Raw genomic sequence first — 13541 nt, 5'->3', positions numbered from 1 at the left:
GTTGGGGCGCCTTTTCGGCACCGACGGGGTACGTGGGGTCGCCGGACGCGACCTCACGGCCGAGCTCGCCATGGACCTGTCCGTGGCCGCGGCTCATGTCCTCGGCGATGCCGGGGCGTTCAGTACCAGCGTCGGGCGGCGGGGCCGTCCCGTCGCCGTCGTGGGCCGGGACCCTCGGGCTTCAGGAGAATTCCTGGAGGCCGCGGTGGTCGCCGGCCTCGCGTCGTCTGGTGTGGACGTTCTCCGGCTCGGCGTGCTGCCCACCCCGGCGGTCGCTTACCTGACGACGGCTCTCAGAGCCGACATGGGCGTGATGATCTCCGCCTCCCACAATCCCGCCCCCGACAACGGGATCAAGTTCCTCACCCGAGGCGGCTACAAGCTGCCCGACGCGGTGGAGAACGAGATCGAGCAGCGGCTCGGCGAGAAGTGGGAGCGTCCTGTCGGTGCCTCGGTCGGCCGCGTACGCGAGGCGTACGGTGAGGCCGACCGCTACGTGTCCCACGTGCTGTCCACCGTGAACGGCCGTCTCGACGGCCTGAACGTGGTCCTCGACTGCGCCCACGGTGCCGCCCACATGGTGGCTCCCGAGGCGTTGCTGCGGGCCGGAGCCACCGTGGAGACGATCGGGGCGCGCCCCGACGGTCTCAACATCAACGCGGGGGTCGGCTCCACCCACCTGGACAAGCTCCAGCAGATCGTGGTCTCCCGCAACGCGGACGTGGGCATCGCCTACGACGGCGACGCGGACCGTTGCCTGGCCGTCTCGCACACCGGTGAGATCGTCGACGGTGACCAGATCATGGCGGTGCTGGCCATGGCCATGCGCGCCGAGGGAACGCTGGCCGGCGACACCGTGGTGGCCACGGTCATGTCCAACCTGGGCTTCAAGATCGCGCTCAAGAACGCTGGTGTCGACGTCGTCGAGACCGCCGTGGGCGACCGCTACGTCCTGGAGGCCATGAGGGCCGGCGGTTACAACCTCGGCGGCGAGCAGTCCGGCCATGTCCTGATGCTCGACCACGCCACCACCGGGGACGGCCTGCTGACCTCGCTGCACCTGCTGGCGGTCGTGGCGCGGGAGAAGAAGTCGCTGGCCGAGCTGGCCTCGGTGATGACCCGCCTGCCGCAGGTCCTGGTCAACGTGAAGGACGTCGACCGGTCCAAGGCCTCGGCTCCGGAGCTGGCCGCCGCGGTCAGCGCCGCGGAGTCGGAGCTGGGAGAGACCGGGCGCGTGCTGATCCGGCCCAGCGGCACCGAGCCGATGATCCGCGTCATGGTCGAGGCCGCCTCGGCGGAACAGGCCGAGCAGCTGGCCGGCCGGCTGGCCGACGTCGTCCGTACGGCCTGCGTCTGAACGATCGAAGCACGGCCCGCACTTTCGGTGCGGGCCGTGCTTTGTCATGTGCGCGACCCGCGTAGCACCCGTTCCGCCGCGCTCGACGCGCCTCGTTCTCGTGATCCGTTGTGCCCCTGATTGTCCCGCGCCACGCCGCACTTCGCATTGATTGACACTCTGAGTCGTTGATCAGACACTTTTAGTGGTTGAGGAGGGGTTCCCTCCAGGAAACCGCTCATCGTGCCGAATGGCGACAAGCCCCGGCGGCCGTCCGGTCGCTCCGGTCGTCACGATGCCCACGCGGCGCGAGGCCGCCGACATCGTGATCGAACGAAGGGGTGCCGCGCCGTGCTTTCGCTTCCCGCTGTTCTCGGCGGCATCCCCGATCAGACGGGGACGACCGGCCCGCGTGCGTCCGGCGGCCGTGATGAGTGACGTGCCACGCCCGGCAGGGGCGCCCGGCCGGTTCACGAACCTGATCGGAGGCTCGCCGAGGTACAGGCGGGCACTCGCCCAGCTGCTCGTCCTGAGCGCGGCCGCCGGCGCGCTGAACGCGCCGGCTCCCATGGCCGCGTCGGCGGCCGGCACGATCGTGTTCGACCAGCCCTTCCACAACAACACGCCCAACGGGCTCGGCGCCGTGGTGCTGCCCGCGCTGCCGAGCGGCGGCACGAACATGGCGTGCCTGACCGCCTCCGGCAACAACAGCACTGGCGCCCTGCACACCTGTGACAACAACCGGGACCAACAGGGCTCGGGCAAGCTGCGCCTGACGGACGCGGCCACCACCAAGGTCGGCGGGCTCCTCGGGGCCGTCAGCGTGCCGACCTCGCAGGGGCTGGACGTGACGTTCAACACCTACCAGTACGGCGGGACGGCAGCCGACGGGATGACCTTCGTCCTGGCCGCGGTGAACCCCGCCACGTCCGCGCCTCCGGCCAACATCGGCCAGTCGGGCGGTGCGCTCGGCTACACCTCGTTCTCCTCCCTCCCCGGCCTGGCGTACGGCTATCTCGGCATCGGCTTCGACGTGTACGGGAACTTCAGCAACAGCGCCTACCAGGGAAGTGGCTGCACGAACCCGGCCTACATCGGGACGGGCAGCGTCCGGGTGCCCGGCCAGGTCGTCATCCGGGGACCGGGCAACGGCACCGTCGGATACTGCGCGATCAACAGCACGGCCACCTCGACGAGCGCCCCCGTTCTCGGGCTGAGATCGACCGCCCGCACGCCCGTCCCGGTCCAGGTCGGTATCAACCCCACGAACACGGTTCTCACCACCGCCGCAGGCATGGCCATCCCGGCCAACAGCTACCGAGTGATAACCACCCTGGTGAACGGTACGTCCAGGACGTTGACCGGCACCCTCCCCGCGGTCTCCACGAGCCTGTTCCCGGCGAGCTGGCTGACCTCGGCCGGGATCCCCCGGCAGCTGGCGTTCGGCTGGGTGGCCTCCACCGGAGGCATCACCGACTTCCACGAGGTCGACAACGCCAGGGTCGCCACGATCAGCGCGGTTCCCGAGCTGACCGTCGCCCAGACCAGTTACAACGCCGCGACGCTGCAGCCGGGCGACCCCGTGACCTACAGCGTCGTCGCGGGTGTCGCGGCGGGTCTCGACGAGACCACGCCGATCACGATCACCCAGACCCTGCCCGCCGGGACGGTCCCCGTGGGGGCGTACGGCACCGGGTGGGTCTGCTCGGCGCCGTCGTCGCGCTCCATAACCTGCACGAACTTCGCCACCCCGTTCGCAGACGGGACGACGTTACCGCCGCTCACCGTGGTGGGCATCGTCACAGGGACCGGCGTCACGCCGGCGCAGATCCAGAGCGGGACCGTGGTCACCGCGTCGTCCAGCGACGCCAATCCGGCCTATCTGGCGACGACGACCGTCGGCACGCTGCCGGCGACGCCCGGCGGCATAACCCTGAGCTCGAACTCGGGCACGATCTCCGGCGGTAACACGGTGACCGTGAGCGGTACGAACATCTCCAACGCCACCGCCATCGAGATCGGCACCACCGCCCAGCAACAGGCGGGCACCCCGGTCGTCCTGCTGCCGTGCCCCTCGGGGGTCACCACCGGCTGCTTCGTCAACAACGGCGACGGCACCCTGACCATCCCCTCCATGCCCGCCAGGACCACGGCCGGCGCGGTGAACGTCAACGTCGTCACCCAGGGGCTGGACGCGCAGGCCGCCTACACCTACATCTCCTCCCCCGCGGCGCCCGCCGCGCCCACCGCGGTGGCCGGGACGACCAGCGCGACGGTGAACTGGACGGCGCCGGCGGCCAACGGCAGCGCCATCACCGGCTACATCGTGACCCCGATCCGCAACGGCGTGGTCCAGACCCCGGTGTCCTTCGACGCCTCGGCCACCAGCAGGACGCTGACCGGGCTGACCGCCGGCGCGACCTACACCTTCACCGTCACCGCGGTGAACGCGGTCGGCACCGGCCCGGCCAGCCCCGCCTCCAACGCGGTCGTCCCCTACGACGTCCCCGGCCGGCCCACCATCACCGCGGCCACCGCGGGCACCTCCTCGGCGAACCTCACCTGGACCGCGCCGGCGGCCAACGGCAGCACCATCACGAGCTACGTCGTCACGCCCTACATCGGCGGCGTCGCGCAGCCCACCCAGACGTTCGCCGGCACCGCGACCACCCGTACCGTCACCGGCCTGACACCGGGAACCTCGTACACGTTCACCGTCACCGCCGTGAACGCGGCGGGCCCGGGCCCGGCGTCCCTGCCCTCCGCCGCCGTCGTCCCCAACGCCTCGCCCGCCTTCACCTTCGCGCCGCCGCCGGCCGGTGAGGTGAACGTCGCCTACAGCGTCCCGCTGACGGTCACCGGCGGTACGACGCCCTACACGTGGTCGGTCAGCGCGGGCAGCCTGCCGCCGGGTCTGACCCTGAACGCCTCGACCGGCGTGCTGTCGGGCACCCCGACGCTGGGTGGCACCTATTCCTTCACCGCGATGGTGACGGACGCGAGCAACGTGAGCACCACCCGGGCGGTCACCCTGGTCATCGCGCCGCCGCCGGTGCTGACGTTCCCCGCGCCGCCCAACGGCGAGGTGAGCATCCCCTACAGCATCCCGCTGACCGTCACCGGAGGCACCGCGCCGTACGTGTGGTCGATCACGGCGGGCAGCCTGCCCCCCGGTCTGACGCTGAACACCTCCACCGGCGTGCTGTCGGGCACCCCGACGCTGGGAGGCGTCTTCTCCTTCTCCGTCAGGGTGGTCGACGCCTTCGGCCAGAGCGACACCAGGACGGTGAGCGTGACGATCGCGGCGCTGCCGACGTTCACGTTCGCCGCGCCGCCGCCCGGACAGGTCGGGGTCGCCTACAGCGTCCCGCTGACCGTCAGCGGCGGGGTCGCGCCCTACACGTGGTCGGTCAGCGCGGGCAGCCTGCCGCCGGGCCTGACCCTGAACGCCTCGACCGGCGTCTTGTCGGGCACCCCGACCACGACGGGCAACTTCACGGTCACCTTCCGGGTGGTCGACGCGAACGGCCTCGCGGACACCCGATCCGCGACGCTGGTGATCGCGGCCGGGGCCCTGGTCATGGTCAAGACGGCCAATGTCTCCTCGGCGGTCCCGGGCGGCACGGTCAACTACACGATCACCGTGAACAACACCGGTACCGCCGCCTTCACCGGCGCGACGCTGGACGACCCGCTGGCGGGCGTCCTCGACGACGCGACCTACAACGGCGACGCGACCGCGAGCGGCGGCTCGGTGTCCCTGGCGGGCCAGACCCTGACCTGGACCGGCAACGTGGCGGCCGGAGCCACCGTGACCATCACCTACTCGGTCACGGTGAACAACCCCGACACCGGCAACAAGGTGCTGGCCAACGCGGTGACCTCGTCGACGGTCGGCAGCACCTGCCCGGCCGGCGGCGCCGACACCCGCTGCTCGGCCACCGTGACCGTGTCCGGGCTGTCCATCGTCAAGGTCGCCAACGTCTCGACGGCGACCCCCGGAGGGACCATCGGATACACGGTCACGGTGACGAACAACGGCCAGACCCCGTACACCGGCGCGACGTTCACCGACGCGCTGGCCGGACTGCTCGACGACGCCGTCTACAACGCCGACGCCGTCGCGACGACCGGCAACCTGTCGTACACCGCCCCCAACCTGACCTGGACCGGCAACCTCGCGCCCGGCGCGAGCGCGAGCATCACCTACACGGCCACGGTGCGCAACCCCGACACCGGCAACAGGATCGTCTCCAACACGGTCTCCTCGGCCACTCCCGGCAGCACCTGCCCGCCGGGAAACCCCGGCCCGCAGTGCGTCGCCACCGTCACGGTCCTGGTTCCGGGACTGACGATCAGCACCAGCACGGACGTGGCCAACGCCACCCCCGGCTCGGTCGTGAACTACACGTTGACGGCCTCCAACACCGGGCAGACCCCGTACGTCGGGACGAGTTTCACCGTCTCCATGGTGGGTGTGCTGGACGACGCGACGGGCAACGGAGACTTCGCCTCGACGTCGGGCACCGTCGTCAACAACCTGAACGGCACCTTCACCTGGACCGGTGACCTGGCCATCGGCGCGACCGTCACCGTCACAGGTTCGGTCACCGTGAAGGATCCCGACACCGGCAACAAAGTTCTGACAACCTCCGTGATCTCCACCGCGCCCGGCAGCAACTGCCCGGCGGGCAACCAGGGCCCCGGGTGCTTCAGCGTCGTCACGGTCCTGGTCCCCGGTCTGACGATCGTCAAGACGGCCGACACGCTGACCACGACCCCCGGCTCGGTCGTGAACTACACGGTCGCGGTCACCAACTCGGGACAGACGCCGTACACCGGCGCGACGTTCGCCGACGCCCTGGCCGGGGTGCTGGACGACGCGACCTACAACGCGAACGCCGCCGCGACCAGCGGCTCGGTCGGCTTCGCGGGCTCCACGCTGACCTGGACCGGCGATCTGGCCGTCGGCGCGAGCGCCACGATCACCTACTCGGTCACCGTCATCAACCCCGACACCGGGAACAAGACGCTGACCAACGCCCTCACCTCGGCCACCGTCGGCAGCAACTGCCCGTCGGGCGGCGGCGACGCCCGGTGCTCCAGCAGCGTGACGGTCCTCGTCCCGCAGCTGACGATGACCGTCACGACCCCGTCGAGCACCACGGTCCCGGGCGGCGTCGTGCCGTACACGCTCACGATGGTCAACACCGGGCAGACCCCCTACGTGGGCATCAGCGCCACGTTCACCGTCACGGACGTGTTCGACGACGCGACCTACAACGGTGACATCGTGACGAGCTCGGGCAGCATCGACGTGACCCCGGACGGTTCGCTCCTGTGGACCGGGGACATCGCGATCGGCGCGACGGTCACCATCACGGGCTCGGTGACCGTGAACAACCCCGACACCGGCGACAAGGTCCTGGGGAGCTCCTTCACGTCCGCCGCGCCGGGCAGCACCTGCCCGGCCGCCGGCGCGACGGCGCCCGGCTGCTTCAGCGTGGTCACCGTCCTGGTCCCGGAGCTGACGATCACGAACACCGCCGACACCCAGACGACCGTCCCCGGTGCCACGGTCACCTACACGACGACGGTCGCCAACACCGGGCAGACCGCCTACACCGGGGCCCAGGTCGTCAACCAGCTGGCCCAGGTGCTCAACGACGCCGCCTACAACGGAGACGCGACCGCCACGGCCGGTGCGGTCGCCTATGCCGGGTCCGACCTGACCTGGACCGGGAACCTGGCGGTCGGCGCGACCGCCACGATCACCTACTCGGTCACCGTGAACGACCCCTACCTCGGCGACAAGGTGATGCGCAACGTCGCGGTGTCGTCCGCGCCGGGCAGCACCTGCCCGGCGGGCGGCACCAACCCGGCGTGCGTCTCGACGGTGGCCGTCCTGGTGCCGGAGCTGACCATCGCCGCGAGCGCGAACACCGCCACGACGGCGCCCGGGGCCACCGTCAACTACACGGTGACCGTCACCAACTCCGGGCAGACGCCGTACGCCGGCGCCGCCGTCACCAACCTGCTGGCCGGGGTACTGGACGACGCGGCCTACAACGGGGACGCCACCGCCACGAGCGGAACGGTCGGCCTCACCGGGGCCGACCTGACCTGGACCGGCGACCTGGCGGTCGGCGCGAGCGCCACGATCACCTACTCCGTCACGGTCGACACCCTTGACACCGGGGACGCCCTGCTCTCCAGCACCGCCGTCTCGTCCACCACGGGGAACAACTGCCCGGCGGGGGGCGCCGACCCGCGCTGCACCGTCCAGGTGGCGGTGGCGCGTCTCCTGCTGGAGCAGAGCTACACCCAGACCGGGGCGACCCCCGGCTCGACGATCACTCTCAACGCCACGTTCACCAACACGGGACAGGTTCCCTACACGGGGATCTCCGTCTCCGTCCCCACCGCCGACACCATCGACGACGCCATCCCCAACGGGGACCAGACCGCGAGCTCGGGCACGCTCGTGCTCAACGCCACGAGCCTCACCTGGACCGGGAACATCCCCGTCGGGGGAGTCGTCACCGTCACCGGAACCCTCACGCTCAAGAACCCGCCCACCGGCGATCGGATCGTCACCGGCACCCTCGTCTCCGCCGCCCCGGGCAACAACTGCCCGTCCGGCGGCTCGGACCCCCTCTGCACCGCCACGCTCAACGTGCTCGTCCCCGGCCTGACGATCACCAAGACCGCCAACACGGCCGTCACCGTCCAGGGAGGCACCGTCGGCTACACGATCACCGTCGTCAACTCGGGGCAGGCGCCCTACACCGGCGCGACGTTCACCGACCCGCTGGCCGGGGTGCTGGACGACGCCGTCTACAACGCGGACGCCACCACCACGACCGGCACGGTGAGCTATGCCGGATCCACGCTGGCCTGGACCGGGAACCTCGCGGTCGGGGCGAGCGCGACCATCGCCTACACGGTCACCGTGCGCAACCCCGACCCCGGGGACAAGGCGATGATCAACACGATCTCCTCGCCCACCACCGGCGTCAACTGCACACCGGCGAGCGGCGACACCCGGTGCACCAGCACCGTGGCCGTGCTCGTCCCCACGCTGAGGATCACCAAGACCTCGAATCCCACGACGGCGGTGCCGGGAACAACGATCACCTACACGATCGTCGCCACCAACACCGGGCCGCTCCCCTACACGGGGGCGACGTTCACCGACGCGCTGGCCGGGGTGCTGGACGACGCCGCCTACAACGCGGACGCCACCGCCACGAGCGGAACGGTCGGCCTCACCGGGTCCGACCTGATCTGGACGGGAAATCTCGCGCCCGGTGCGAGCGCGACCGTCTCCTACACGGCCACCGTCGACAACCCGGCGACCGGCGACCTGAACGTGGTGAACGCCGTCACCTCCGCCACCCCGGGCAACAACTGCCCGGCCGGCGGGACCGACCTGCGCTGCGTCGACAGCGTCCCGATCACCGGCGCCACCACGCTGACGTTCGACAAGGCCGCGAGCACCCCCTCGGCCGCGCAGGGCGAGACGGTCACCTACACCGTCACGATCAGCAACAGCGGGCTGACGCCCTACGTCGACGCGACGTTCACCGACTCGCTGGCCGGGGTGCTGGACGACGCGACCTACAACAACGACGCCGTGGCCGGGACCGGTGACGTCACCTACGACGCACCCGACCTGACCTGGACCGGGACCGTTCCGGCCGAGGGGTCGACCACGGTCACCTACTCGGTGACGGTGAACACGCCGGCCTCGGGCGACGGGATCCTCACCAACACCCTGGTCTCGGACTCGGTGGGCGAGAACTGCGAGGTGGGAAGCACCGACCCCCGTTGCGTGGAGACGGTGACCGTGGCGAGCCTGGCCATCGTGACCTCGTCCGACAAGCCGGCCTACCTGCCGGGCGATGTGATCCACTACACCACGGTGATCACCAACACCGGGCAGACGCCCTACTTCGGAATCGGCGTCCTGTTCCGGGGGATCGAAGGCGCCGACGACGCCGTCGCCAACGGCGACCAGACCGCCACCTCCGGGACGCTGACGCTGAGCCTGGGGGGAGTGGTGGGGCTCACCTGGACCGGGGACGTCCCCGTGGGCGGCAGCGTCACGCTGACCGGCAGCCTCACGGTGAACAACCCCGACCTGGGGGACAAGGTGATCACTCTCACCACGCTCTCCACGGTGCAGGGCAGCAGCTGCCCCGCGGTGACCGAGCCCGGCTGCACCAACACGGTCACCGTGCTGACCCCGGGGCTGACGATCACCAAGGTCGCCGACCGGAGCGCGGTGGTCCCGGGCGGCTCCGTGGCCTACACGATCACGATCGCCAACACCGGGGACAGCGTGTACACCGGTGCCGTCGTCACCGACGCGCTGGCGAGCGTGCTGGACAAGGCGACCTACAACGGTGACGCGGCGGCCACCTCCGGCGTGGTCGGCCTCGCCGGGACCACGCTGACCTGGACCGGGGACCTGGCGGTCGGGGCGACCGCGACCGTCACCTACTCGGTCACCACCACCAATCCCGCCACGGGTGACAAGCTCCTGGTCAACCAGGTCGCGTCCAGCGAGGCGGGCAGCACCTGCCCGCCCTCCAGCACGAGCACGGCGTGCGGGGTGAGCGTCCTCGTCCTCACCCCGATCCTGACGCTCGTGAAGACGCCCGGCGCCACGTCGGCCGTCCCCGGGGCGACGGTCACCTACACGATCACCGCCACCAACACCGGGCAGGTGCCCTTCGCCGCGGCGACGTTCACCGACGCGCTGGCCGGGGTGCTGGACGACGCCGCCTACAACGGGAACGCGAGCGCCACGACGGGTAGCGTCACCTTCACCAGCCCCAACCTGACCTGGACCGGAGCTCTCAACCCCGGCCAGGCGGCCACGGTCACCTACAGCGTCACGGTCGACGACCCGGGCACCGGCGACGAGCGGCTGGTCAACGCCGTCACCTCCGCCACCTCCGGCAGCACCTGCCCGGCCGGCGGCACCGACCCCCACTGCCTCAGCGACGTCCCGATCTCCAGGGTCACGATCACGAACGTGGCGAACGTCACCACGGCCGTCCCGAACCAGGTGGTGAGCTACACGGTCACGGCCACGAACACCGGGCAGACGCCCTACACCGACCTCGTCGTGGACGGACTGCTCATCGGAGCCGTGGACGACGCGGTCTACAACGGTGACGGGACGGTCACGGCGGGCAGCTTCGTCCTCGTCCCGCAGAACCGCGCGGTGAAGTGGACGCTCCCGCTCGCGGTCGGCGCCACCGCGACCGCCACCTTCTCGATGACCGTGCTGAACCCGGACCCGGGGGACAAGGTCATGACCTCCCTCGCCACCTCGTCCACACCGGGTACCAACTGCCCCGTCGGCGGCACCGACCCGGCCTGCACCTCGACGGTGACCGTGCTGATCCCAGCCCTGAACGTCTCCAAGAGCGCTGACCGGACGACGATCACGCCCGGTGGGACGATCACCTACACGATCACGGTCGCCAACACCGGGCAGACCCCGTACACGGGGGCGACGGCCACCGACAGCCTCGCGGAGGTGCTCACGGACGCCACCTACAACGGCGACGCGAGCGCCACGAGCGGCACCGTCACCCTCACCGGCTCCAACCTGGTCTGGACCGGCGACCTCGCGATCGGCGCGACCTCGACGATCACCTACTCGGTCACCGTGCTGAACCCCGATCCCGGCGACAAGCTGATCAACAACCGGGTCTCCTCCGACACGCCGGGCAGCACCTGCCCGTCTGCCGGAACCGTCCCGGCGTGCACGACGCTCGTCACCGTGCTCGTCCCGGCGCTGACCATCGTCAAGACGGCCAACGCGGTGACCACGACCCCCGGTGGCACGGTCGGCTACACGATCACCGCCACCAACAGCGGGCAGACGGCCTACACCGGCGTGACCGTCACCGACCCGCTGGCGGCGGTGCTGGACGACGCCGCCTACAACGGCGACGCGACCGCCACGACCGGCACGGTCGGCCTCGCCGGGCAGACCCTGACCTGGACCGGCGACCTGGCGATCGGGGCGGCGGTGACCATCGGCTACTCGGTCACCGTCAACAACCCGGACGCCGGCGACCGGGTGCTCGCCAACACCACCGCCTCGTCCGCGCCTGGCAGCACCTGCCCGGTGGGTGGCAGCGCCCCGGCCTGCACCTCGACGGTGACCGTTCTCATCCCCGGGCTGACCACCTCCATCGTCGCCGACCGGGCGACCACGACCCCGGGCGGCGTCACCCGGTTCACGATCACGATCGCCAACACCGGCCAGACCCCGTACTCCGGCGCGAGCGTCGTGAACTCTCTGGCCGAGGTGCTGGACGCCGCCACCTACAACGACGACGCGACCGCCACCACCGGCGCGCTCGGCCTCGCCGGAACCACACTGACCTGGACCGGTGACCTGGCGGTCGGGGCGACCTCGACCGTCACCTACACGGTGAGGGCCGCCGACCCCAACACCGGTGACACGAGCATGACCAGCGTCATCTCCTCGTCCGTGCCCGGCAGCACCTGCCCGGCAGGCGGCACGGACCCGGCCTGCAGCGCGACCGTCACCGTCCTGATCCCCGCGCTGAGCATCGCGATGACCGCCGACACCGCGACCACGACCCCCGGCGGCACGATCGGCTACACGATCACGCTCACCAACACCGGGCAGACGGACTACGCCGGCGCCTCGGTCGTCGCCGCGCTGGACGGCCTGTTCCCCGACACGATCTACAACAACGACGCGAGCGCCTCCACCGGCGTCTTCGACTACACCGCGCCGAAACTGACCTGGGTCGGGTCCCTCGCGATCGGCGCGAGCACCACGATCACCTACTCCGTCACGGTGAAGGACCCCGACCCCGGCGACAAGGCGCTGACCAGCAGCGTGTCCTCCACCGCACCGGGCAGCACCTGCCCGGTGGGTGGTACCGACCCGGCGTGCGCGACGTTCGTACGCGTCCTGATACCGCAGCTCACGATCACGCAGACCGCCGACACCGCCACCGTCGTCGCCGGAGAGGCCGTCCAGTACACGGTGACCCTGGTCAACACCGGCGAGACCGACTATCTCGGCGCCGCGTTCACCGAGCCGCTGACCGGGGTGCTCGACGACGCCGTCTACGCGGGCGACGCGGCCGCCAGCGTCGGCACCGTCACCTATGCCGCCGGCGTCCTCAGCTGGGGAGGCGCCCTGCCCATCGGGGACACCGCGACGATCACCTACTCGGTCACCACCCTCTACCCTCCGCCGGGCGACAAGACCATGACCAGCACCGTCAGCTCCGTCACGGCCGGGGCGACCTGTCCCGAGGGGGGAGACGACCCCCGCTGCACCACGACCGTCACCGTCCTGACTCCCGGCCTCACCATCACCAAGACCGCGGACAACAGCGGTGCCGTGGTGGGAGGCGCCACGGTCCGGTACACGATCACGGCCACGAACACCGGGGAGTCCCCGTACGCCGAGGCCGCGTTCACCGACGCGCTGGCCGGGGTGCTCGACGACGCCGTCTACGGCAACGACGCGACGGCCAGCGTCGGCGCCGTCACCTACGCCGACGGCGTCCTCGGCTGGACCGGGGCGCTGCCGGTGGCGGCGAGCGCGGTCGTCACCTTCAGCGTGCTCGTCACCCAGGAGGGCACCGGCGACGCGATCCTCGACAACCAGGTCACCTCGGCGACCGCCGGCAGTACCTGCCCCGCCGGCGGCACCGACCCCGGTTGTTCCGTCCAGACCGCCGTGACCCCCACCAGCATCACCCTCATCGACCTGACCAGTGCCTTCACCCTGACCGGCAAACCGGACTCGACGGTCCGCGGCAACCAGCTCGTGACCATGACGGTCATCACGAACAGCTTCGACGGCTACACCGTCACCGTGCGGGCGGCATCCCCCGAGCTCACCTCCGACCAGCCCGGCAACGACTCCACCATCCCGATCGGGAACCTGCGCGTGCGCGAGACCGGCACGTCGGCCTTCCAGCCGCTCTCGACCACCGTCCCGGTGCTCGTCCACGACCAGCCGGTCCCGTCCGCCCCCAGCGGAGACGCCATCGGCACCGACTTCGAGGCTTACATCCCCTTCGTCCAGGTCGGCACCTATTCGGGGACGCTCACCTATGTCGCGACGGCCAAATGACGCCACGCCGTTCCCGGGGGACGTCCCATCGCACACCACTCATCCCGTACGCGA

2 protein-coding genes are annotated in these 13541 nt (G+C 70.8%); both read left to right on the top strand.

Annotated features, from left to right (window positions below; genetic code table 11):
* Position 1: 1 nt before the first annotated feature.
* Positions 2-1357: a phosphoglucosamine mutase gene (glmM, locus tag AB0G15_RS16325; protein ID WP_362839931.1), complete on the top strand. Its 1356-nt coding sequence runs from the start codon at positions 2-4 to the stop codon at positions 1355-1357.
* A 409-nt stretch (positions 1358-1766) separates the two neighbouring features.
* Positions 1767-13487 (top strand): putative Ig domain-containing protein, encoded by an 11721-nt coding sequence (locus AB0G15_RS16320; RefSeq protein ID WP_362839928.1) that lies wholly within the window; start codon positions 1767-1769, stop codon positions 13485-13487.
* The last annotated feature ends 54 nt before the right edge of the window (positions 13488-13541 follow it).

It is taken from the genome of Streptosporangium sp. NPDC023825 (genome assembly GCF_040639575.1).
In the GTDB taxonomy this organism is placed as follows: Bacteria; Actinomycetota; Actinomycetes; order Streptosporangiales; family Streptosporangiaceae; genus Streptosporangium.
The sequence above is the reverse complement of the archived record's forward strand: the minus strand, read 5'-3'. Positions and strand labels throughout refer to the sequence as shown.

Coding starts and splice junctions, on each gene's coding strand:
- AB0G15_RS16320 (WP_362839928.1), top strand. CDS start 1,767: ATGAGTGACGTGCCACGCCCGGCAGGGGCGCCCGGCCGGTTCACGAAC.